The sequence below is a fragment of the Pseudoalteromonas sp. AS84 genome, assembly GCF_038900255.1.
Taxonomy (GTDB): domain Bacteria; phylum Pseudomonadota; class Gammaproteobacteria; order Enterobacterales; family Alteromonadaceae; genus Pseudoalteromonas.
Genome location: NZ_JBBMQY010000017.1, coordinates 59,360 through 82,176, shown reverse-complemented (window position 1 = coordinate 82,176; position 22,817 = coordinate 59,360). Strand labels below are relative to the sequence as shown.

Annotated in this window: 19 protein-coding genes; 7 read left to right on the top strand and 12 right to left on the bottom strand. The window is 38.1% G+C overall.

Translation table 11 applies throughout. The features are described 5' to 3' along the window. Positions 1-7 precede the first annotated feature (7 nt). Positions 8-1,705: an ATP-binding protein gene (locus WNY79_RS15915; RefSeq protein WP_342876362.1), complete on the top strand. Its 1,698-nt coding sequence runs from the start codon at positions 8-10 to the stop codon at positions 1,703-1,705. A 31-nt stretch (positions 1,706-1,736) separates the two neighbouring features. After that, positions 1,737-2,123, top strand: a complete 387-nt coding sequence (locus WNY79_RS15910; protein WP_011329733.1) for a GIY-YIG nuclease family protein — start codon at positions 1,737-1,739, stop codon at positions 2,121-2,123. A 120-nt stretch (positions 2,124-2,243) separates the two neighbouring features. Here the strand turns inward: WNY79_RS15910 and WNY79_RS15905 are convergent, their stop codons facing one another. Genes WNY79_RS15905 through dndB form a run of 5 tightly spaced genes read right to left on the bottom strand, consistent with a single transcriptional unit; the run spans position 2,244 to position 8,176 of the window. Continuing rightward, positions 2,244-3,107, bottom strand: a complete 864-nt coding sequence (locus WNY79_RS15905) for a hypothetical protein (protein WP_342876361.1) — start codon at positions 3,105-3,107, stop codon at positions 2,244-2,246. A 16-nt stretch (positions 3,108-3,123) separates the two neighbouring features. After that, the gene (gene dndE / locus WNY79_RS15900; RefSeq protein WP_342876360.1) at positions 3,124-3,480 is read right to left on the bottom strand and encodes a DNA sulfur modification protein DndE; all 357 of its coding nucleotides are present in this window, start codon (positions 3,478-3,480) and stop codon (positions 3,124-3,126) included. Beyond that, positions 3,480-5,438, bottom strand: a complete 1,959-nt coding sequence (gene dndD, locus WNY79_RS15895; RefSeq protein ID WP_342876359.1) for a DNA sulfur modification protein DndD — start codon at positions 5,436-5,438, stop codon at positions 3,480-3,482. Before dndD ends, dndE begins: the two co-directional genes overlap by 1 nt. Continuing rightward, positions 5,428-7,095, bottom strand: coding sequence for a DNA phosphorothioation system sulfurtransferase DndC (gene dndC / locus WNY79_RS15890; RefSeq protein ID WP_342876358.1), 1,668 nt, complete (start codon positions 7,093-7,095; stop codon positions 5,428-5,430). The genes dndD and dndC overlap by 11 nt, the downstream gene beginning before the upstream one ends. After that, a complete protein-coding gene (gene dndB / locus WNY79_RS15885) occupies positions 7,085-8,176 on the bottom strand; it encodes a DNA sulfur modification protein DndB (RefSeq protein WP_182672700.1) in 1,092 nt (363 codons plus the stop codon). Before dndB ends, dndC begins: the two co-directional genes overlap by 11 nt. 135 nt (positions 8,177-8,311) lie before the next feature. Here dndB and dndA point away from each other — a divergent pair, with 135 nt between their 5' ends. Next, positions 8,312-9,439, top strand: coding sequence for a cysteine desulfurase DndA (gene dndA / locus WNY79_RS15880; protein ID WP_342876357.1), 1,128 nt, complete (start codon positions 8,312-8,314; stop codon positions 9,437-9,439). A 796-nt stretch (positions 9,440-10,235) separates the two neighbouring features. On the opposite strand, the gene WNY79_RS15875 is transcribed toward dndA, so the two are convergent. From WNY79_RS15875 to WNY79_RS15865, 3 genes are all read right to left on the bottom strand, one after another. Beyond that, positions 10,236-10,577, bottom strand: coding sequence for a hypothetical protein (locus WNY79_RS15875; RefSeq protein WP_342876356.1), 342 nt, complete (start codon positions 10,575-10,577; stop codon positions 10,236-10,238). Then, positions 10,578-10,967 carry a hypothetical protein gene (locus tag WNY79_RS15870; protein ID WP_342876355.1) on the bottom strand — a complete coding sequence of 130 codons (390 nt, stop codon included), beginning with the start codon at positions 10,965-10,967 and terminating at the stop codon, positions 10,578-10,580. A 197-nt stretch (positions 10,968-11,164) separates the two neighbouring features. Beyond that, positions 11,165-11,443, bottom strand: a complete 279-nt coding sequence (locus tag WNY79_RS15865) for a helix-turn-helix transcriptional regulator (RefSeq protein WP_342876354.1) — start codon at positions 11,441-11,443, stop codon at positions 11,165-11,167. 852 nt (positions 11,444-12,295) lie between these two features. On the opposite strand from WNY79_RS15865, the gene WNY79_RS15860 reads away from it, so the two are divergent. From WNY79_RS15860 to WNY79_RS15845, 4 genes are all read left to right on the top strand, one after another. Further along, entirely contained in the window at positions 12,296-12,781 is a 486-nt protein-coding gene (locus WNY79_RS15860) for a hypothetical protein (protein ID WP_342876353.1), read from the top strand. Between the two features lie 2 nt (positions 12,782-12,783). Then, on the top strand, positions 12,784-13,917 hold the full coding sequence (locus WNY79_RS15855) for a DUF1570 domain-containing protein (RefSeq protein ID WP_342876352.1): 1,134 nt from the start codon (positions 12,784-12,786) through the stop codon (positions 13,915-13,917). Between the two features lie 272 nt (positions 13,918-14,189). Continuing rightward, positions 14,190-14,516 carry a helix-turn-helix transcriptional regulator gene (locus WNY79_RS15850; protein ID WP_029750805.1) on the top strand — a complete coding sequence of 109 codons (327 nt, stop codon included), beginning with the start codon at positions 14,190-14,192 and terminating at the stop codon, positions 14,514-14,516. Further along, positions 14,500-15,888, top strand: a complete 1,389-nt coding sequence (locus tag WNY79_RS15845; RefSeq protein WP_342876351.1) for a HipA domain-containing protein — start codon at positions 14,500-14,502, stop codon at positions 15,886-15,888. Before WNY79_RS15850 ends, WNY79_RS15845 begins: the two co-directional genes overlap by 17 nt. Before the next feature lie 606 nt (positions 15,889-16,494). On the opposite strand, the gene WNY79_RS15840 is transcribed toward WNY79_RS15845, so the two are convergent. From WNY79_RS15840 to WNY79_RS15825, 4 genes are all read right to left on the bottom strand, one after another. After that, the gene (locus tag WNY79_RS15840; protein WP_342876350.1) at positions 16,495-17,994 is read right to left on the bottom strand and encodes a DUF2235 domain-containing protein; all 1,500 of its coding nucleotides are present in this window, start codon (positions 17,992-17,994) and stop codon (positions 16,495-16,497) included. Between the two features lie 95 nt (positions 17,995-18,089). After that, on the bottom strand, positions 18,090-20,180 hold the full coding sequence (locus WNY79_RS15835; protein WP_342876349.1) for a cupric reductase: 2,091 nt from the start codon (positions 20,178-20,180) through the stop codon (positions 18,090-18,092). 136 nt (positions 20,181-20,316) lie between these two features. Further along, entirely contained in the window at positions 20,317-21,621 is a 1,305-nt protein-coding gene (locus WNY79_RS15830) for an NAD(P)/FAD-dependent oxidoreductase (protein WP_076924960.1), read from the bottom strand. Between the two features lie 308 nt (positions 21,622-21,929). Then, positions 21,930-22,817, bottom strand: a complete 888-nt coding sequence (locus WNY79_RS15825; protein WP_342876348.1) for a dihydrodipicolinate synthase family protein — start codon at positions 22,815-22,817, stop codon at positions 21,930-21,932.

The following is a 22,817-nucleotide window of genomic DNA, read 5'->3' as shown; positions in this document are numbered from 1 at the left end:
ATATATTATGTCAGAGTTTATAAAATTAGAAATAGAAGAAGACAGAGTTTGTGATGCAATATCGAAGATAGGTTACAGCCCCGCACCGGCTCTTCTAGATATATGCGACAATTCTGTAACTGCAAGAGCAAAAAATATAAAAATTGTCCTGAACAAAAAAGATGGTAAAACACTTTCTAATAAAAATAATGTCTTGTCATATACCATTATTGACGATGGTAAAGGTATGTCGAATCGCGATATTGAAAAGGGTCTAACTATAGGCTCTCCTGTAACATATGGAAAAAACTCATTATCTAAATATGGGTTCGGGTTAAAATCTGCGGGATTATCGCTGGGTCAAAAAATTATTGTTTACAGCAAAAAAAGTGGAGTTTTAAGTAAGGCCTATACACTTGACCGTGAAAAGGTCAAAAGTGATGGTTTTGGGGTTTATAAAGGAGAAATTAGTGATGCTTCAGAGCAGCTTTCTCCTAATTTATTAGATGATTATCAATCTGGAACTGTTGTACATATTACAAATACAGTCCCGCATCATGACTCAATAACTAAAACTAAAAACAAGTTAGAAGAACAAATGGGAGTCATATATTTTGACTACTTAAAAAAAGGTTTAAATATCTTTTTAGATTACTCTAATAAATTAAAAGTGATAGAACCAATAGATATTCTTCATTGGGGGGATTCTATTAGCTCATTTGTAAATGACAAATATTGTGGAACTAGACCAATAAAAGTTTTAAATGAAAAAGTGAAGCTTCCAGAACTACCAGAAAACACACCTCCAATAATTATAAAAGCATGTACTTTTCCCCAGGATAAAATGTCATCAGTTAGCAGTTTAGATACAGAAGATAGAAAAAGATTAAAAGGTTATAAAGTTGGTAGAGATAGAAAAGGAGCATTTATTTATCGAAATGGGAGATTAATTAGCTGGGGGCACAGCTTAGACGGTATTGTTGGACGTGATTATTTGGGGTTAAGAGTTAAAATAGAGGTTGAAACAGCTCACGATGAAGCATTGCATGTAGATGTTTCAAAGCAACACTTTGTTTTACCTGAGTCATTTCTAAATACATTGCAGAGATTATTAGAAATACCGAAGTCAACTCACAAAGAAGTCTTCGCTAAGTGTAAGTCTATAACAGATAACGATGAGAACTCTCCTGAAGGAAGTAAATTTAATGAAAGAAATGAAAGCTTCAGTGAAGAAGATCCTGATGACGATACGGGGACAATAGATCTTGTAAAAGCTAATGCGCGTCGAGAAAAGATAGTATCTGAATCTAAAGTTAAAGCTCCTGCAAATGAAAATTCCAGTGAAGATGATTTACATGATTCGGATGTATTTAAAAGAATAGTCTATTCATCTAAGGTTAAAGGCAATAGGTTCTGGGATGCAGGGTTGGATATAGACCACGGTTCATTTTCGATTGTGAATAAAAACCATGATTTCTATCATCTTATTATGGCTAATTTAGGTAGTAGTTCTTGGGAAAGGCAAGCATTAGAGGCTATGGCTTATTCCTTAGCATCGGCTGAAAATAATACACTGAAAAACTTTAACTTAGGGCTAGATGATAAAATTAAACCTGAGGAAGAGTTAATTATTATAAAAAACATCTTAGAAAAGTTTAAAAAAGTTTTTTCTCATCAATTAGAAACATGGGCATTAAGCAATCAAGATATATTGAAAGATGATTAAATGTAGTTCTTCTGTTACTTGGAAAAAGGGGATGGCAACGGTTTATTGTCTTTTTTTTGAAAACTTTATGTATATAGGTATTACTGAAGACTTCCCTTTTGAGCGATGGAGCAACCATTTTTCTAAAAAAGGCTCGTTTGTTGGTGCTATAAAAAAAGTGATCCCGGAATTTGATTACAAAGTTCAACATATAAAAATCATATCACTTACTTTGGAAGATGAGTTTATTAATGGGCAGAAAGAACTACAAGCTATAGAAAAGTCCTTGCATAATAGTTTTGATTGTAACCCTTTCATAAAAAAGGTAGGTTTTAGTGTTATTTCAAGTACTACTCGTACAGCACCAAGAGGGTTCAATTATGAGGCAATAAGAAAAAAAACAGATAAGGTACGAGATAAAATAGAGTCCTTATTCTAAAAGTAAAATTTTAGTCAGCTGAAAGCTAACTCATCTATTTGAATATAATTTTACGGAATTACCAAGGCGCATATCTTTAAATATATGCACTTTGATTAATTCATTTACTTGCAAGTTTCCTTATTTATCAATCTTTCTATTTACTAACTTATAAGCTGAGATCTCTATTTTAGGGATGTCAGCTTCATTTTCTAAAAAGTTTGCCATGTCTCTAATAGCCATCCTCTCTAGTGTTAATCTGTAATCCTCAAGCGATTTCGGTAAAACATTATATTTGTAGAAATTCCATTTTGGGATAACCGTGTGGCTATTGCTGTCAAATCTTGCAATGAGCTTTTTTGCTTCACCAATATAAATTAATTTATTTTCTGTATCTATCAGTGTGTAGATAACGTTTTCAGCGCCAACCTCGTTTTTATACTCAGAACGTGGCTTCCAGTTTTGTTTATAAATTCGATTTGCTTCTTTTTTATTCATAAAATCATCAACAGCCTTGATTGCAGGTGATGAAACTAGCTGCTTAAATAATTCAGGGAATATAGGCTGTTGATTATAGTGACATGTAAATTTGAATAATTTACTTTCGGCATTAAATTCAATATCTAAAAACTCCCAAAATGGAATTTCTTTTTCAATATCTGATTTACTACCTACAGTTTTTCTTATTTTCCCTTCTAAAGAGCGCATGTAGGACATTAAAAATTGCTCTTTTAAAATGGAATGTAGCTTCTGTTCAAAAGAGAAACGACACATCTTTCCGCTAGCTCTGCTAGAAAAAAACACATTGCCTTTATAAGTCTTCCCGGCGAAAGTAATGTCTACCTCAGAGGTTTGATCTTTAATTGTATTAACAGTCTGGAATTTATCTTCAATTTTCCATATTGACCACAGCCACTTTGGAATAGGTGTAACTTTTTCGTTTAAGAAACTGTTGTCAACTTTTTTACGCCAAACTGGAAATTCAATATCGCTTCTTTCGTTCATTTATAATCCTTTATATTTATAATTGGGTAAACTTTAGTGAAAAACTAATCCCCCTATTCAAATGCAACTTAACAAAATCACTAAAGTGCACGCCTTCAAGGTGTGCACTTTGTTTTTGATAGGCTTCTCGTAGCACTGCTAAATAAACATCAGCATATTCACCAGCAAATACCTTCCAGCTCATTTCTACGTTACTGTCTGATGAAATATCTTCAACAGGTGGTATTGAATCTTCTGCGAGCGACATACAAAGCGCCCAGCGGCACAGTACGTTCCAGTTCTCTATACCTGTTTTACTTTTAAGGCGCACGAGTTGCTGTTTTTGTTTTTCAGAGAGCTTAATAGAGTCAATTGTATGGAGTGTGGTATTCATTAAAAGTATCCCTCAGTAAAGGTTGAGGTTTGTTCTTGCTCGTTGTAACTAATGTGATATTCACGGCAAATAGCAGGCTTTAATTTCGTGTAGTATTGCCCTGTTATTTCTTCGTCTGTCGATAGTAAAATCACTTGGCTTGACGCTTTAGGAAAGTAGTTATTAATAAGCTTAGTACGGTGTTTACCGTCTAAGCGCCCTAGTGGCGTATCGATCACGGTTGGAATTTCTTTGCCTGATGCTTCAGCAAGCCCCCATAAAATAGCGATAGCAAGTAACTGCCTTTCACCAGCTGATAATCGACTTGGCGACATAGGGTTTTTATTGGTATCGAGTAACGTAAGCTTGAACGAATCTGGGCAAATTTTAACGCCGGTAATTAAGTTGTTTTTACGGGAAAGGTCAAAAAACTTAGCGGCAATGTGCTCTTCAAGCCCTGTTACATTTTCACGTATTAACTCATCTGCAAATGACTTCATGGTATTTTTAAGTTTACCAATGTGTTCAGCCACTTGAATTGAGCGCTTTTGCTCGAACGTATCTTTGCTTTGCTGAGTTAGCAAGTTTGCGTAGCGAGTGTTTAGCACTTCGTCGCGCGCTTGTGCCTGCTGTAACAACTGCTTCTTTTGCTTAATTAAAACAAAGTCGTTTTTTAGCTCGGCTTCAAGCCCTGCGAGTTCACTCAATAAATGTTGCACAGTTTCGTAATCAGGGATCGACTCTAATTTTTTATCAAACAATGCTTGCTGCTCTAGGAGTTCTTCGCGAGCTTTTAGTAAGTTTGAACGCTCTAACTTATCTTGCGTAATTTTTTCATCAAGGCTATTAAAAATGGCAGCGTTACTGCCAATGTAGCACGCTGTACTTGCTAGCTCTTGGCGTTCTTGAGCTAAGGTAGCCATTTTACTGTTAAGCGCTTTAAGTGCGCTTTGTGGCACATTTTCGTTTATTAGCGTTTGTATAATTGTGGTTTCGTATTCCGCTATAGCACTTTGAACAACATTAGCTTGTACTGCTTGCTCTTCTTTTTTTATTTGTGCTTTTGTACTTGTTATTAAATTAGGTATTAAACCAAGCGGACCGCATCCTGCGTCTAGTTTTACGCGCTCGGCTAAATTGGCTTTGAGCTTTTCTTCAATCGCGCCGAGTTCAAACTTTATAGTGTCGCGCTCTTCAATTAAATGAGCGCCTGCAGAGCGTACTTTTTGGCGGGCTTTATTAATGTTTAAATTAGTATCGCTCGCGCGTTTTTCGATAACTGCTATTTCTGTTTTAAGATTTGAAACAAGTGTTGATTGGTCGCCAATTTCAGCCTCTAGCGCTTCAACCTTGGCAATAACGCTGCTTTCTAAGTTCTCGCTTTTACGTTTGCGCTCAACGTTGTTTAAATCAATATGCAGCTGTGAAAGAAGGTCTAGCCCAAGTAAGTTTTCAATACCTGTTTTTATTAAATCGGCGCTTCTGTCTGGATGTGCTAGGTTTTCGATTTTCTCGCCATCAAAAAAGAATAAGTCAGACAGGCTAAGTGGAATAAATTCATTTACAAACTCATCCCAGTATTGGCTTAAGTGGCTGTCTTCTTCTTTATTACAGTAAACCGTTACTTTGTCTTTAACGTCTTTTGTATTGGTTTTCCAATTACGTACAACAACAAACTCTTTGGTTGTGGTATCGGTTGTGTGCGTAAAAGTAAGTGAAATTTCAACGGTATCGTGATCGCCAACATAGCGATTTTTGGTGCTACTTAAAAAGCTGCTATAAGACTGATGCCCACGGTTAGAACACTTTGCATGTTTACCATAAAGCACGAGTTGCAATGCATCTAAAAAAGTTGTTTTACCACCGCCGTTTAAACCACCAAATAAAATAATAGGTTTATCTTTTGCTGTGGTTAAATCGACTTCGTGTCGCCCTTGATAAATACCAAAGTTCTCAAGGGTAAGTTGTTTAATTATCATCGTGTACCTCTTCAAAATCGATAAGCAGTGAGCTGTAGCCTTGTTCTTTAATCGATTTAGTTACCATGATGATTTTTTCTTGAATTGCAGCTTTATCATCTTCAGTTAAATTAGGAGAATTACTCAGTTGTATTTGTAAGCGGTTACGTTCACGTTCAAGTGCAAACTGTTTTGCTTCAAATAAATTGTTAAATGCGCCTTTATCTAAACTCTGTGTGAGCTCATCAGATAGTTTTGCTCTACGCAGTTGGTTTTTATGTTTGTTAGCAATACTCATAACCGCACGCATTTGTTGATATAACAAACCATCTTCGTCGCCTTGTTCTTGGCAATGCGCTTTTAATTTACTAAGTACGTCTAAATTAAGAATAGGATGGTGTGCGCGTTGCTTGCCAGGGTAAGGCTTTTTGAATACATTTTGGTAAATTTTAGGCACGCTATCTTCAGCTTCGTGCTTTTCTTCAAGCCAAATTCGGCGTATTTCTTCAAGATCTTCTAATGGTAAAAGCTCCAAGTTTTTTACTTCATCAGGCCCAAGTTGTTGCACTGCTAGCTGTGCTTCTAAAACTTTGCCAAGTAAGTGTTCTCTAAATTTTTGTATGTAAGGACCTGGTACTAAATCGGCGCCATGTTTAGATATATGCACAGTTAGATTGCCATTCATACGTCTGAAATCGCGATTAGCTTTATCTCGTGTTAGTTTTTCAATTTTTTTAGCGCGGTTAGAGTCGTTAACTTCAATTTCGTTACGAAGCGCTACAAGTGGATACATCCACTCTTTTTCATCGTCGTTGGCAATCATGGCATTCATTGATTTATCTTCAGATACCATTGTACAAACGTAACAACCAAAACGGCTATCACCACAGCTTTGTGTCGATTTATCCACTACAAGCGGGCATTCACCGCCTTCAGTTGCACCCTGATACATGCCCATTAAATCGTGATTTGGGAAATTCCACGGGTTATCTACACTATTTAAGTACACCCACACATCATCGTTACTCCAGCTAGCAATAGGTGTATAAACCCAAACTCGCTCAAGTGAACCGTTTTCGGTCAAGCCAAGCGCTTTTCGTGTATTGGTGGTCGAGCTTTCAAAGCGCTCCATACTTGCAGCACGTGCTGTACTTTCGGCTTTACGCGTACCAAGTACTAAAATAGCTTCGCCATTTTTATCAGCCATGTTTTGAATAAATGTATTCGATGGCGATATTTTTAGGCGGTCTGTACACCATCTAAATTTGTAACGAGGAGCAGGGTAACCCTTACCGATTAAGTTAACCCAAAAGCGGTCTTTTACCGCAGGTGTAAGGCGGTGAGGAACTATAGGCAAGCCTTGTGCATCGGCTTGTTCTTTCATTCGCTCTAGCGACTTTCCTACCCACATAGCAACAATTGGGTTTTCTACTAGAGTATCGGTGCTTATTACATGTACTTTTTTTTCGCATTTACCTTCTTGAGCTAGCTCTTGTAGGGCATACCAAATCAACTGCAGTATAGCAGTTGAATCTTTGCCGCCACTGTAGCCAATTACCCATGGAATAGAATCACTTTGATAAAGCATTTTTATATGTTTAATGCTTTGCTCTATAGTATTTTTTAATCCATCTTGGTTAAATGCAGAATGGAACTGTACTACGCTATCAGTAGCCATTTCGTGCCTCTTTAAATGTTTTTTCTACCAATTGTTCTTTATCGGTAAGTGGAATGTTTAAATGCGATTTAATCTGTATACAAGTTAGCTCAGCTGCTTTTCGATTATTTGTCATGGAGTTATTTATGACGCAGCGGCCAGACCAATTTATGCTGTTACGGCTCCAATTTATTTTTTGAAGCCCTTTTAGTTTACTTTGCCATTTGGGCTCGTTATTCAGTAGGTAAAATCCTAATAAACCCAGGGCATGAAATGTTACTGCGTGTGCGTGAATTGATTCGTCACGCAACTCACCACCAGACGCTTTATCGTCGCAAATTAATTGCCAAGCAGGCATGTTTTTAAGCACTTCGTGCCAAAACTCAAAAGCTATTGGAATTAAAGACTCATAATTATTTTTTGTTATTGTGCCTAGTAAGTACTTGCTAGCTTTGTTTACAGCGCTATGACTTATTAATTTTCTAGAGCGTGGACCTAAATTACTTTTTTCCATGTGTACAAGCTTTGTGAATTGCTCACTTCTAAATATTATAGTTTTAGAAAGAATTGCATCTGGCTTATCGTCGTAGGTGATACTCAAAGAGCTATCAGTTTTTACTGGGTATAAATTTAAATCTTTAAAAATACGTTGTCGTTCTTCTAGTGATTTATTTGTAAAAAACACGACTGAAATAGTTTCGTCGGCAAGAGTTGGGTCTGCTTTCAAGGCCTCTAAGATTGCAGCATTACGGTGTTGACCATCGGTAATATAGATTTCGGCATCTTCATCGATAACTAAAGTACCAATTTTTTGCTCATGCTTTGATTCGCCAATACCTACAAACTCACTTAAACCGTCGATACATGCGGTAAGTGCTGAAAAAACATAATTATCTCTACTATCTAAAATATAATTTGCGATATCAGGAATGCGCTCTTCGTTTATTATTCGTTGAGCACGCTGATTTACAGGTAATTGACCTTCATCTAAAGTAAATATTTTACTAAGCCTTTTTAGTGGGCACATTACAATGTAATATTCTGTTTTTGCTTGCATTCCTTTAATAGCTGGGAATGAAGTTCCTGACACGATTTGGTTCATAGTATTTTACAAATAAGTTATAGTTAAATTTGTTCGTGAATTTATTGCTTTGTTCGTACGAACTTTAGGGCGGAGATTTTACATGAAAATGTTAGGCCTGTCTTGCTTAGTGTAAGAGTTTATTTTGAGGATAAAATGACAACTTATTTAGATATGAATGCCACGGCACCGGTGCTTAATGAGGTTGCTGATTTAGTTAGAAAAATGTTTTTAGAAGAATACGGAAATGCGGGTAGTCGTACTCATGAGTTTGGTGCTAATGCTAAAAAATCTGTAGAAAAAGCACGTAAACAAGTAGCTGAAGTTGTGGATGCTGATAAATCGGAAGTTATTTTTACTAGTGGCGCAACCGAGAGTAATAACATTGCGATTCTAGGGTTACGTGAATTCGGTGAGCAAGAATCTAAAAAGCATATAATTACCACTCGAATTGAACATAAAGCTGTATTGGAGCCTATTGAGTATTTAGTTAAAAATGGCTTTGAAGTTAGCTTTTTAGAAGTTGATGAGAGTGGTGTTGTTGACTCCGATAAACTCAAACAGTTATTGCGAGAAGATACGCTACTTGTTTCGATTATGCATGTGAATAACGAAACAGGCTCTATACAGTCTATTACTGATATTTGCGATGTACTTGAGTTACATTCAGCATTTTTACATATCGATGCAGCTCAAAGTTTTGGAAAGTTGAGCGACGATTTAAAAAATAAACGCATTGATTTAATTAGCACAAGCGGACATAAAGTTTATGCTCCTAAAGGCGTTGGTGCATTAGTTATGCGTAAGCGCGGCTTTATAAAACCTCCCTTAAAACCAATTATGTTTGGTGGTGGGCAAGAAAAAGGGCTACGACCAGGAACCTTAGCGGTACCACTAATTGCAGGTTTTGGTTTAGCTTGTGAAATAGCACAAAAAAATGCTTTAACATGGCAAAAGCATGCACAAAAATTAAAAGATGAATTGATCGCAGCTTTAAATACTCTTGATGCGCAATACAACGGTGAGAATACATCACCCTTTGTGCTTAACTTTTCCGTCCCAGGTATTAACTCTGAGGCGGCAATGGTTATGTTAAAAGGGATCGCGGCTGTATCTAATGGCTCTGCGTGTACATCATCAAGTTACACACCTTCACATGTTTTAACTGCAATGCAATTGGATGAAAAACGTATTGCCGGTGCAATAAGAGTTTCATGGGGTCATATGACAGAGTCATTACCTATTACTGAAATAGTTGAAAAGTTGGAACAGTTAAAGTTGTGATGTTGATTTAGTTAATTGTTAGCACTGTAGCTAAGACAATTCTCCCCTTCAACTTCACCTGCAAACACATAATTAATGAGTAATTACCTCGCATGGATTCGAGGAAAGCGATGCTTGCACATGGATGTGCTTTCATCGCGTTTACGTTCATATTAATTTAGTGTTTAAAGATAAGTGAAATTGAGGGGCGCCGTGGGGTTCCAAGGGGCGGACGGCGGTATGCGCCCCTTAGTTGAAATCGCCAATGCGATATTTGTAAATTATTTTAAAAGCTACGCTTTTCGCGCGAGCAAGCTGAGCGCCTACTGCAAATTTTAAGAACGCTGCTAAGAAAGTTCCCCCGTGATCATACCCTAAATTCATGATGAGTAATTAACAGCATGGATGCTGTTAAAAGCGTAGCTTGGCCATGGATGGCCTATCTACGCTAGTTACGTTCATATCTTTAATTTAAATTGAGGAAATAATGTGATCCTCGGGGCGCCGTGGGTGACGAATGACCAAAGCGTAGCTTTGCAGCTTGAGGAAGTGGAAGCATGGATGCTGACAGGAACCCGATTTCAGGGATGAATTATTAGCAGCAGAGCTTATTTGAAGAAAACCGCCCCTTGGTTGCTATCGCCAATGCGATATTTGTAAATTATTTTAAAAGCTACGCTTTTCGCGCGAGCAAGCTGAGCGCCTACGGTGAATCATCAACCTTGAATAAATAGCTGTGTTTATACCTTGTAGACGCAATACTTGTTGGCGTTTAAGAGGTTCGCTTATTACATTATGGGTATGCATTAATGTGTAACTAGTCAGAAAAATAAGAAACAATACACAGACACAGCATCATCCCTGTAACTGAAATTAAGTGGATCATGCCTATTGTTTTATCAACGGGACGTGCATATTTGGCTACAAGACGACCATCAAACATCGGAGTTGGTATGCGGGAGCGTTCAAAAAACATCGAAAATATATAAAATGACACACTAGCGCCAATGCCTTTATCCCAACTGGGGGGAAGCACACCATCTTTTTCCATATTTTTATTAATATGTTTAACAGAAATTCTTGAAAACAATATGCCAGAGGCAAAGGTACCTATCATAAATACGATAAGAGCATATCCAGCAAAATGAGCTGCGGGCATCTAAAATACCCCTTCAAATATAGGTTTTCTGTCGTATATGTTTTCAGAGGTTTGTTTCATAAAATTATTCATTTTAATACTTGCTGTAAAACCGACATATAACCTTACACCTATAGCAATAAACCATCCATAAGGAGTTAACATAAGTAAAGAACTTAAAGCTGTTGTTGTAATCGTTCCGACATAAATACCAGTTGCAGTATTTGCTTTTAAATTATTGGCACTTAAATACTTTTGAAAGCCTTGAGGAAGAGACACTTTTTGCTCTTTGGCTTGCATATCTTGTAGTAAGCTGTGAAATATCACTTGTTCATCCTTGATTATTGAAAAATAAAAGTACGTACGACCGAGCTTTTCAAACTTAAGCTCACCACGTTCACGTCGATGCATTAACTCGCAGTCTGTTATTTTTAGATGTTTTAGGGCTTCTTTACTTGAAAGCCATTTCCCTTTTTATTTTCCATTTAAGCCACTCAAATTATATAAATAACTCTTCGTATATCGATAATTTTGCTTTAGTTCTGTAAATAAGCGTTTTTGGCCATAGGAAAGTCCTGGCTACTTCACGCTTTTTGAGTCGTATAAATTTAATCGATGTTTAATTTTTTTGCTGCATGTGCTTTTTTTTGAGCTTCTAAGTTGAAGAGTGTTTCTACATCAAAGCCAAAATGATGGCTCAATTTAGCCGCTAAGCTAATGCTTAAGTCAGAACCATTAAAAAAACGACTTAGCGTTGATGGATTAACACCTATTTTATGGGCGGCGGTGCTTGAGTTTATGCCCTTTTTGTCAAGTTTGCGTTTAACAATTGAAGCCGCTCCTTTTGATGTAGATATTACGCCTAATAAATCTTTATTTATATTCATGTAATGATGCCTTTCTATAGATATTGGAAACTTAATCAGCAAGGGCTTTTGACCGATATAGTTATCCTCTTTGGTATTAGATATAAATCATACTAAATAGATAAGTACAAACGATAGCTCTTTTTGCGTCAGCAAGTTTAACGCCTTCAGTAAACTCAAACGCCGAGGTTAATAGCTCTCCCCATGATCACACCTGAAATTGAATTAATGATGAGTAATTAACAGCATGGCGGAATTTTGTTCCCGACAAATTCCAAGTACCTAAATCCCTTTAGGCAATGCTGTTAAAAGCGTAGCTTGGCCATGGATGGCCTATCTACGCTAGTTACGTTCATATCTTTAATTTAAATTGAGGAAATAGTGTGATCCTCGGGGCGCCGTGGGTGATGAATGACCAAAGCGTAGCTTTGCAGCTTGAGGAAGTGGAAGCATGGATGCTGACAGGAACCCGATTTCAGGGATGAATTATTAGCAGCAGAGCTTATTTGAAGAAGACCGCCCCTTGGTTGCCATCGCCAACGCGATATTTGTAAATTATTTTAAAAGCTACGCTTTTCGCGCGAGCAAGCTGAGCGCCTACTGGTGTTTGGGTGAGCTTTTTTTGTTGATTGAGGTAATGAGCTAGTTACTAAAGAGAAAGCGCGAGATAAACTCCCGCCTACGGTTTTGTTGAGAGTGTTGTTTGTATTGATGTAGGTGAGGTTTTATACCTCGCGGGTGCTTTGTAAAAACTAAGGCACAAGGTGAACTCCCACCCATACCTTTAATTTTGCTTTTTGGATTAGTAATGTTGATGTGTTTTTTCACATTTATAGGTACACTCTTTTAAAGTTTTAATTCAGGGAATGAATAATGATTAAATGGATTTTACTGGTATTTATTTGTGTATTTACAACTTTTCCTCAAGCTGGTGAGGCTTACACGCAAGCCCAATGCGATAGCATTAAAAAGCAGCGCGAAGCTATTCGCTCTCAATTTAGAAGTGGCTACAGTAATAAAGAAGGTGAGCGTTTAACTGCACGCGATAAAGAGCTATTTACCTTACTTGCTAATCACTGCAGTAAGCCTAAAAAGAGTGGTAGTGCTTATCAGGCTACTTCTTCTACCGCAACTCGTACGCCTAATAGCAATTGGTTACTCAATCAAAAAGTGTCAAACATGTCTTTGCACAGCGATAGCTATAAAGATGCCGCTAAGCTTGATGCTTGGTCGAAGTTTTATAAGTTGCCTAAACGTTGCCGCAAAAAAGGGATGGAGTCGGCCGACTTTGTATGGTGTAGCGAGTATCGGGGTCAGCAAAAAGAGTTGTTTGAAGCACAGTGGCAAGGGCGCCAATAAAGATGTTTAAAACAAAATTGCGCGTGGTGTTTGTATTTTTTGTGCTGCTAATTGCATCGGCGCTCATTGCTAATCATTTTACTGGGCGAGTATTTAATTATCACGATCCTATAGGTGAAGTTAAACGAATTTATAGTAGTTTATCGTCGCAGTTAGCTACTGAACCGTTAGCGACTAAACAGCTCAAAAATGTAAGCACGGCTACTTTACAAAATGTATCAATATCTGCCGATAATCATTTATCGCAAGCTAACAATACGCGCTGCGTGGATGTGTCGTTGGGTAAGGTTAAATATAAACGTAATGGCGATATATTTACGTGGACAGACAGTGACGGTGTTCCGCATTTTAGTGATAAAAAACCGGATTTTGCGGTAGCAACTTACGATACAGGTTTTATTGAACCGTTAGATTACTTTGACCTCTCTTTAAATACGCCCAATTTACCTTCGTCATTTAACCAAGAGTTACGCATAAAACTCAATACTGTATTTAAAGTATATGGACAGATTATTGGCGTGCATGCACTTAAAAAGGTAAAGCTGAATTTAACGGTATTGCCTACGCGCCGCGCTTATGAGGCCGCAATTAAGCAACGCAGTGCTGACCCTACAAACACTGCGGGTATGTATTTTCACGCGAGTAATTCTGCTTTTATTCATTATGATAATGCACACAGTGCAATGCGAACTGCGGTACATGAGGCAGTGCACGCCATTAATAAAGCGGTTTTAGGTTACACCCCGAGATGGTTTAATGAGGGATTTGCTGAATACTTTGAGCTTACTAAAAATAATATGCAAACAGCTATTGTTGAGCCGAATAGTTCATGGACGAAAAATAACAATATTACTGAAAGTGTATTTTCAATTGGTTCGTTAGTGGGTTTGGATGACTCGTGGAAAAAAGGTGATACCAGTAAGTTGTATGCAAGCAGTTGGGCTGCAATTTACTTTTTAATGGATACTCAAGCAGGGCGATCGTTACTTAATAATATAATGCTTGCTGAGCAAGAATTTCTCTGTAATAAGCTATCTGAAAAGCAATTAAAAACGATGATGTATAAGCAATTTCCTAATCTTAATCGTGAATATTCCCAGCGGTTAAAAAAGCCTTTAAAAGCGCATATATTTTAAATAAGGTAAAAATTTAAAAGCTGCGCTTTTAGCGCGAGCAAGCTGGGCGCCTACAGGTGTTGAGCTTGGCTATTAAGCTCAAAATGTCATTAACTTTCCATAAGTAACCTATATTTTACTTATGGAGTTGGGTTTTATTTTACTACCTATAAATAAATTACGGTTTACTTATAGGCAGTAAATATACGTTCAAACTTAAAAGTAAGTTATATTTGACTTTTGGGTAGGCTACCCTAAAATAAATTGTATAAGTAAACTATAGTTGACCTTTAATGAGTGAATTACCAGCAAAAAAAACACTTGGAAGAGTTGTTAAACGCACTGAAATGCCTGATCTATCAAAGCCGTTTTCGTCGGTGCGACTCGCTAAAGCGATTACTTCAAAGCGAACAGGCATGAAGCTTACGCTGGTTGATGTATCGCAAGCACTTAATATTTCAAAGCCTACGCTGATAAAAATAGAAAAAGGTGATGTGAATGTGCAGTTTTTTAATGTACTCAAAGTGATGGAATACTTGGGGTTGTCGTTTAGCCTTGTCAGTGATGACGAGTCGCACCACAATAACAACGAAGAGGTGAGCGATGAGCAGTGGTATTAAAAAAAACAGCTTGGATGTATTTATTGGGCATACGCAGAAGATAGGTGCGATAGCCCTTGATATAGGCTCTGAAAATGATATTGCATTTACCTATGAACCTGAGTGGATTAATAAGGGGTTTGCTATTTCACCACACTTACCGCTCAATGGTGATTTTGACTCACGTGATGTGCGTAATTATTTACAAAACTTATTACCCGAGGGCAAAGGTCTTGATGAGATTATAAGTAGTACTACTATCTCTAAAAATAATACGTTTGGTTTGATTAAAGTAATTGGCGAGGAAACGTCAGGCGCTTTGTCGTTTAGAGCAAGTAACAGTACTTTAAAGCAAACATCTTTTCGTGAAGTAACTAGTGACGAGCTAAGCCAAAAACTTAAACGCTTTGTACAAGTTGGCGAGCCAATTACTCATTGGGATGGCCGAACTCGGCTCTCTGTTGCTGGCGTTCAAGACAAACTAAACCTACTCGAAATCGATAGTAAATTAGGATTTGGTGAAGGGGAGCTATGTTCTAATAAAATTTTTAAATTTGAAACAGGTACCGCTCCTTTCATTGCAGTAAATGAACTTTTTACCATGCTTTTGGCAAAAGAGTCGGGGCTCAATGTTCCCCATGTTGAGTTGCGTACTTACGCAGATGTAAGAGTATTTGTAATAGATCGCTTTGATAGGCGCGTTACACAAGATCAAAACCGTGTATTACGTCGTCATATTATTGATGGTTGCCAAGCCACTAATTTACCTCCTTCTTATAAATATGAGCGTCAGCATGGTGATGATGGGGATGGTATTTATATTCGAGATGGCGTTTCTTTTGCAAAACTCTTTAGTGTTAAAACAACGAATGTACAAGCGTATGAGGCTCAGCTTATTCGTTGGATGACATTTAATATTTTAGTACGTAATTACGATGCTCATGGCAAAAACATTAGTTTTTTTGTTGGTAAAAATGGTTTAGAGCTTACGCCGTTTTACGACTTGGTAAATATAGAGGCTATTATTGAGCAGGGAAGCATTGACCGTGATATGGGCTATTTACAGCCTAAAATATCAAGGTGTTATGCTATGTCAGTGGGGGAGCATAATTCGCAAAGTGCGGGCAATTTTACTAATGAGATTACAGCTTACATGTTAGCTGATTTTGCTGATGAATTTGCTATTTCACTACCACGGATGCAACTACTTATGAGTCAAACCGTTGATTCTGTATTAGCCGCAATTGATACGGCTAAAGTTTCTGCTGTTAAAAATAACTTATCTTCTGCTGAATTAGCACACATTGATTTGTGCATAAAAATAATTAATAAAGCTGCAAATAAGCTGAGTGAGCAAATAATACAACTACCAAATATGGATGCATTTATTTAAATATTAGAAAATAAATACACGCATTTTGAGTAAGTAATTCATATTTTGGTTGTCAGCATCAACGCGATATTTACAAATTAAAATTAAAAGCGCGAGATAAATTCCGGCTTACAATTTAAAAGCTACGCTTTTCGCGCGAGCAAGCTTTGCGCCTACAGGTGTTGAGCTTGGCCTTATTTAAAAGCCAAAGCGCGATATAAAATTGCACCTACGCTTTTGTTGAGAGTGGTGTTTGCAATGATGTAGGTGAGGTTTTATACCTCGCTTAAAAATACATTTTTTACCACAGAAAAGTGAATTATTGTTCTATGTAGCGCTTAAAAGTAATGAGGCAATTAACTCTGCTATTCGCCTCACCATGTGAGGCGAATAGGTGTTTAGGTGAGCTTTGCAGAGTTGATTGGGGTAATGATCTAGTTACTAGAGGGCAAAGCGCGATGTAAAATCGCACCTACCATTTAAAAGCTTCGCTTTTCGCGCGAGCAAGCTTTGCGCCTACAGGTGTTTAGGCGGGCTTTGCAGTGTTGATTGGGAGTTATGAGCCGTTACTAAAGGGCAAAGCGCGATGTAAAATCGCACCTACAATTTAAAAGTTTCGGTTTCCTCTTATTCCAACCGCGTTACTTTCACTTTTATTTTACCTGCATTAGCGCCATAAAAGCGGCTTAAGTCGTTTGCAAATGGGCAAAACTCGCCTGATTTATCCACTTTAATGTCGGCGCCGTTGGCTATTTCAAAAAGGTGATCGTCGTTTTTATTTATAGCACCAATGAGTGAAAACCATTGTGCGCGAGGAAATCGTCTAAATGGTTCAAGCACGGCCATCGGGATTTTTTTTACGCCAAGTTGAACGTTATCGCGGTTCCAGCCTAATGGCGTGCACTTTATGCCATCGTCAAACCAGTATTGATTTGGGTATGGGGTAAAGCGGTACGTGGCGCCTTGCTCTAGCATAAGGCCGGTTGCGTTGTATTGCTCAGAGGCAAATACCATTACATCTTGGCTTTGGTTAATGCTCAGCACACTCATGTTTTGATTAGCTAGTTCTATATGTTGGCTTAAACCAATAAAACTGAGCGTGGTGTTGTCGTTGTAGCTAATTTTGTAATGCAGCTTTTTAAGCGATTCTGGGCGGTAACTGGTTAGCTTATTAATACGTTCGGCTACGCTGTAGTGCACTAAGGGCTCAAGGTTGCTGGCTTCGTCATCAATTAATATATAGCACTGCCTATCTACTAATTTAAAAAACGGGTTAAACCAAAAGTAATTTTGTTGATGACTTAATGCGAGCGGATCGGGCGTTACTGTTACGTCATCTTGTGCTACTAAGTTGCTATCGGGGAGTAGGGTTTCGTAATCTATATCGTGGCTAGTGAGTAACGAAATATTAAGCGGTTGTTCTATTAACCACTCAAGTGCATAGCGCAAGCTAATATCGGCTAGGCCATCGCGGTAGTAACCGCCGCCAATGTCTGAATGCGCACCTGCAAACCATAGCTCGGTAATATTACTTTGATGGTTCATGAGTGTGGGTTCAAACGCGCGGCGTTTTTCGTCTAGGGCTACGCAGTGCAGCGCGTGAGTAATGTTGTTGGCAATGGTGTGGTTTTCAAAAATAACATGCTCTGCGCCACGTGTGGCTTTACTTACTTTTGATAAGCCAATAGAGGCTACGGTATCAAACACACATACGTAAACATTATCAGCAATTAAAGGCTCTAGGATTTTGGCAAAACGCCTAGCAAGTGCACCGCCTCGGCTAAAACCCGTTAGTAGTATGGTATCGCCTATTAGGTAGTGAGCTTTAAAGTCGCTTAACGCTTGATTTAAAATACTGGCTACGTCGTCACCACGAGGTGCAAGGGTTTGGTTTAAAATGCGTTTAAGGCGGCTGCCTTTGGTACCAATACCTTGATAATAAAAACTGAGTTGGTTAGCAAATGGAGTAATTGGGGAGTCTTCTAATTTACCGCCAAGTAGTAAATGCAGTTTTAGAATGTTGGTAATATTAGAGTCTTCTTTAAAATGATCAGAGCTAAATTGCTCTGCATCACGGGGTTCGTTTCCTGTGCCGTCAAAGTTAAAAATTAGCGTTTTACCCGTCATAACCCAATTTCCTTAGTTGTTTTAAATACTCTACACAGACAATGTTAAAAATTAAAGACAATATTCATCAAGTAATGGCTCGCCTGTTATGTAGATCAGTGATTATTAAAAATATAGTGATTTAGTTCTGTGCCCTCAGCGGGTTTTAGTGCAGGGTTAAGTTGTACTAACTGCTGATAAACTTCAGGATAAAATGTTTTTAATCGGGCAACGCGAGAAAAGTGGTTTGGTTCAATTTTTTCAACAAGCTGTAACGCTAAAGGGACCATTGGGCTCAACTCACCTTGGGTGTAGCTTTGTTCTAGCGCTAAGTCGAGTATATCTACGCCAAGTTTACTGGGAACAGTCGGTATTTTATTATCAATTAGAAATTGGACTACTTCGACAGAAGATGATGCAGCTTGTATATAAACGTCGCGTCCACGTATATCGGTAATCGAAAAATCAAAACCAAGTTGTGCAAGTTCTTGCCATTTTTTTAGTGGAAACCAGCTTAGTCTAACCAAATCCTTTGGAGGGACGGGTAGTGTTCGGCTATTCCAAATAGGAACTAAGTCATATGGATTTTCAAGTAACCTAATAAATAGCACGTTTGTTTCTGTTTGGTTTAGTGGAGTTGTTTGGCTGTATTCAAGTGCTTTTTGAAATTCTTTTTTAGCTAAATACTCACGAAATACATTATCGCTTCTATCTGAAGAGGTACGACTGGCAAGGGTGTTCCACCAATAATTAACTAAAACAGGGTCTATATCTTGTAATACGTCTTCAAAGTTGCTGCCATATTCTTTTTCAATTTCGCGAACTTTTGCGTAAGCGTCTCTATCTTGTATGAGCTTTTGGGCTGCAAATAGCTTCTTTGGTAGTTGACTACAATTGCTTGAGTATGAATCTAGTTCTTCTTTTTTAAGTTGTATTTCTTGTAAAAATTGAGATATTTCAGAATCATCTGGCTCAGTTACTTGTGGCAATGTGGCGTTGTCTATTTTACCAATAGGGCTAAAGTAAGCATATTGCTCAGGGTTTTCCTGCCCATTAATATAGGCGCCTTGCTGGTAAATAAAGTCACTTACAAAAGAAACGCCTTTGCCATTTAGGTCGTCATTAGCATTGCCGCTATGAGCTTTATAGCCCTGCTCTGTGAGGTAGTCCAACATTTGAGTATGCTTTGCATCTAAAGGGGCTGGCGTTAAGTTACCACTTCTAGGCAGGTTTACTATTGCAACATCTAAACCAGTAAATAAGCCAGGCCGATTGGTTGGTGTTACGCCTAGTTGTTGTAGTGCTTTTACAAGCGGTAAATTAAACTGGCTTACGGCAATATCAGCCATGTTATACAAAACAGAATTTTCTTCGTACAACGGCAGAGCATCCAGTGCAGGCACCTGCTTCATAAGTGCAAAAATATATTCATTAGGAATGTTGTTTTTAATTGCAGTAGCTAACTCATTAACTGTAAATTGGTTAGATGAAATTGCCTGCTCAAACTCTTTTGGCGTAAATTTATTTGCATTAAGCACAAACAATGTCGCCGGGGAAATAACTTCACTGCCCTCAAGTTTAATAAACGTTTTAGAGTAAGTGGTAAATGTATCAGTGTTGTTTAATAAAGCATAAAGGGTTTCTTTTTGTACATTTTCATCAAGGGGTACACTCAGAGTCAGTCCTGAAGGGCTATGCTTATTATCTCCAAGCTGTTGAATCATTTCTTTTACTTTTTCATTGGTGAAGCCTTTAATTGCCTCAATGCCTTGCCAATTAGCTAATTCGTCTAAAGAGCTAGTAATATTAAGCTGCTGCTTTTGCTCAGCAACTATGGCATCTCTTAAAAAGGCAATATATTGACGCTTATAGATTTCTGATAGGGTTGCATACTTTAAAAGCGTGGGGACCGACGTCCCTTTTTTAAGCTCACTCACAAAAAATGAAACAAGCGATTGGTTTAAATTATTTATTTTTATATGTTGTTGCTGTGATTGATCTCTACAAAGGCGAATATCTTTTTTTAGATCTGTGACTATTCTTAGCGGTGTGCCTTCTACGGGCTGCTTTTTATTAACTAAATTAGGCTCAGTGGCATTTGGTGCAGCCACGTTGGTCTGCTCTACAGCGGCTGTGTTAGGCTGGGTTTTAAATAGATATACTGCCAAAGCCGCTATAATTATAAGTCCGAGAAGTCGCTTTTTCATAACCGCCAATCCTTTGATGTTATTAAAATATTCTCACATCGTACTACTTTAGGTACGCAAAGTGCAAAAAGCCTTAAGAGATAATACTTATTAACTCTTAAAGCTTTTTAGTGGTTTGCTGAGCGTACTTAATTTATTAGTGCAATTTCATTTTAGGGCGCACTACACGCAGCACTTTTTCGCTTATCCATAATGCAAAGGTTTTTGCGCTGCCGTGTATGGCGCGTTGGTGCATACGGTATAAAGATATATACATAAAGCGGGCAATTTTACCTTCAATAAAAAAGGTATTGCTGGTTAGGTTACCCATTAAGTTACCCACGGTGCTATAGCTCGATAAGTTAACCAGCGAGCCATGGTCGCTGTATTTAAAGCCGCGTAGTGGTTGCTGCTTTAATGTTGCGATAAGATTTTTTTCGACGCACTGCGCCATTTGATGCGCCGATTGTGCGCGTGGCGGTACTTGCTTGCCGTCGGCTTGGGTAAATGCGCAGCAATCACCTAATACAAAAATGCTTTCGTCTACGGTGCTTTGTAAAAACTCGTTTACTTGAATTTGGTTGCTGCGAGTAAGCTCAAAAATACCTAAGTCTTTAATAAAATCAGGTGCTTTTACGCCTGCCGCCCACACCATAATATCGGCATCAATGTGTTCTTCATCTTTGGTGATAAAGCCTTGCGCGGTGCCTTCTTTTACTTGCGTTTGTTCGCGCACGTTTACACCAAGTTTTAATAGTTCACGCTTGGCACTTACGGCAATACGCTCTGGTAATGCAGGTAAAATACGCGGGCCGGCTTCTATTAAATGAATATGCAAACGCTTAGACGACATATTTGTTAAGCCATACAGCTTTAATAGCTCAGACACATGATAAAGCTCAGCTGAAAGCTCAACACCCGTAGCACCGCCGCCAACAATGGCAATATTAAGTGATTGCTGTTGGTTATCGTCTTGGTGAAGGCGCGTAAAGCTATCTAGTAATGAGTGCTGAAAGCGCTCTGCTTGTTGGCTTGAATCTAAAAAGTAGCAATGCTCTTTTATACCAGGGGTATTAAAGTCGTTACTTACGCTGCCAATGGCAATAACAAGGTGATCGTAACGTACTGTACGGCCAGGTAAAATAGTGTGGCCTAACTCGTCGTTAAGTGGGGAGAGAGTAATTGTTTTATTGCTTTGGTCTATATTGCAAAAGGTGCCAAGTTGAAAACGATAATGATGTTTTGCGGCATGGGCTGAATACACAACGCCATCTAAATCAGGGTCAATAGAGCCTGTCGCTACTTCGTGCAGTAACGGCTTCCATATGTGGGTACGGTTTTTGTCTATTAACAGTATATCTGCTTGTTTCTTTTTTCCTAGCTTATGCCCCAGTTGGGTTGCAAGTTCTAATCCGCCAGCACCACCGCCAATAACGACGATTTTAGGTATTGTAATACTCATAACGTTGCCCTTAAAAATAATATACCCAAGTGATCTGTATTTTTTATTAGATTTTTAAGGTGACTTGGGTATCAATAAATTATTTTGGCAACAAGTAGTTACTACTCATTTTATGGTGCCTAGTTTGCGCCTAAATAAAACCGATGTCAGCAAAAAATGCTGAATAAAGGCATATAAGTTATACTCACTTTCTTATCGTTTAGCTGTGCAGTTAAATTGCTGTAAAACTATAATGTGTTACAGCTTAAGCGGGTGAAGATATGAGGTAGTTAGTAAGTACTTAAATTATTTAAGTACTTACTTGGTAATTAATTAATGATTGTGAGATTGAGTAACATTCCTTTGAGCTTTGCTTGCGCTTCTTCGTTTAACGGCAATAGAGGTTTTCTTGGTTCGCCAACATCAAATCCTTGTAAGGCGTATCCAGATTTTATTGCGGCAGCAAGACCTGATTTAACAATAAATTCTAAAAAGTTATATTGTTGGTAAAATAAAACTCTTGCTTTGTTATTGTCATTAGCTTTTACAGCTTCGTATAGTTGCTTTGGTTTCTTTGCGATTAAACAAGGCGCTGCGGTACACCAGCCTGCAGCTCCTGCTGCAAGCGCATCAAGCGCTAAGTGATTACAGCCATTAAAAAATGGCACTGTGCCGTTAGATAGCTCGTAAATTTTATGCATGCGTTGTATGTCACCAGTACTCTCTTTGATCATAGTTGCATGGGGAATACTCTTAACCATATGCAGCATAAACTCTGGTGACATATCAACCTTACAAGTAGCTGGGTTGTTGTAAATCATAATGGGTAGAGGTGTTTCATCAGATACACGCTTAAAATGTGTGAATATTTCATCTTCATTAAGAGGGTAGTAAGAAAAGGGTGAAAGCATGATTGCATTTGCGCCGATATCATGTGCGTATTTAGCACGCTTTAATGCTTGTTCTGTTGTTAGTTCTGCAATACCTATAATTACAGGCACTCTGCCTGCAATATATTTAATTGTATAGTTTGCGACGTTTTCCCACTCACTTTGACTTAAATAGGCCGCTTCGCCTGCGCTACCTAAAGCTGCAATGGCATCTACTTCAGCTTCTAGCAAAGTATCTAAAATAGTTTTTAACTTACTAAAGTTTATTCCTTGGCCATTATCATGAAATGGTGTTATTGGATAACCTATGATCCCTGATAAATTCAT

What these genes read in the sequence shown, in the direction of transcription:
- WNY79_RS15835 (WP_342876349.1), bottom strand. Translation starts at nt 20,180, where the DNA reads ATGAAAAAGCGACTTCTCGGACTTATAATTATAGCGGCTTTGGCAGTA.
- WNY79_RS15875 (WP_342876356.1), bottom strand. Translation starts at nt 10,577, where the DNA reads ATGCCCGCAGCTCATTTTGCTGGATATGCTCTTATCGTATTTATGATA.
- WNY79_RS15840 (WP_342876350.1), bottom strand. Translation starts at nt 17,994, where the DNA reads ATGACGGGTAAAACGCTAATTTTTAACTTTGACGGCACAGGAAACGAA.
- WNY79_RS15865 (WP_342876354.1), bottom strand. Translation starts at nt 11,443, where the DNA reads ATGAATATAAATAAAGATTTATTAGGCGTAATATCTACATCAAAAGGA.
- WNY79_RS15915 (WP_342876362.1), top strand. Translation starts at nt 8, where the DNA reads ATGTCAGAGTTTATAAAATTAGAAATAGAAGAAGACAGAGTTTGTGAT.
- WNY79_RS15850 (WP_029750805.1), top strand. Translation starts at nt 14,190, where the DNA reads ATGAGTGAATTACCAGCAAAAAAAACACTTGGAAGAGTTGTTAAACGC.
- WNY79_RS15860 (WP_342876353.1), top strand. Translation starts at nt 12,296, where the DNA reads ATGATTAAATGGATTTTACTGGTATTTATTTGTGTATTTACAACTTTT.
- WNY79_RS15830 (WP_076924960.1), bottom strand. Translation starts at nt 21,621, where the DNA reads ATGAGTATTACAATACCTAAAATCGTCGTTATTGGCGGTGGTGCTGGC.
- dndE (WP_342876360.1), bottom strand. Translation starts at nt 3,480, where the DNA reads ATGAATACCACACTCCATACAATTGACTCTATTAAGCTCTCTGAAAAA.
- dndC (WP_342876358.1), bottom strand. Translation starts at nt 7,095, where the DNA reads ATGGCTACTGATAGCGTAGTACAGTTCCATTCTGCATTTAACCAAGAT.
- WNY79_RS15910 (WP_011329733.1), top strand. Translation starts at nt 1,737, where the DNA reads ATGGCAACGGTTTATTGTCTTTTTTTTGAAAACTTTATGTATATAGGT.
- dndD (WP_342876359.1), bottom strand. Translation starts at nt 5,438, where the DNA reads ATGATAATTAAACAACTTACCCTTGAGAACTTTGGTATTTATCAAGGG.
- dndB (WP_182672700.1), bottom strand. Translation starts at nt 8,176, where the DNA reads ATGAACCAAATCGTGTCAGGAACTTCATTCCCAGCTATTAAAGGAATG.
- WNY79_RS15870 (WP_342876355.1), bottom strand. Translation starts at nt 10,967, where the DNA reads ATGCATCGACGTGAACGTGGTGAGCTTAAGTTTGAAAAGCTCGGTCGT.
- WNY79_RS15825 (WP_342876348.1), bottom strand. Translation starts at nt 22,817, where the DNA reads ATGAATTTATCAGGGATCATAGGTTATCCAATAACACCATTTCATGAT.
- WNY79_RS15905 (WP_342876361.1), bottom strand. Translation starts at nt 3,107, where the DNA reads ATGAACGAAAGAAGCGATATTGAATTTCCAGTTTGGCGTAAAAAAGTT.
- WNY79_RS15845 (WP_342876351.1), top strand. Translation starts at nt 14,500, where the DNA reads ATGAGCAGTGGTATTAAAAAAAACAGCTTGGATGTATTTATTGGGCAT.
- WNY79_RS15855 (WP_342876352.1), top strand. Translation starts at nt 12,784, where the DNA reads ATGTTTAAAACAAAATTGCGCGTGGTGTTTGTATTTTTTGTGCTGCTA.
- dndA (WP_342876357.1), top strand. Translation starts at nt 8,312, where the DNA reads ATGACAACTTATTTAGATATGAATGCCACGGCACCGGTGCTTAATGAG.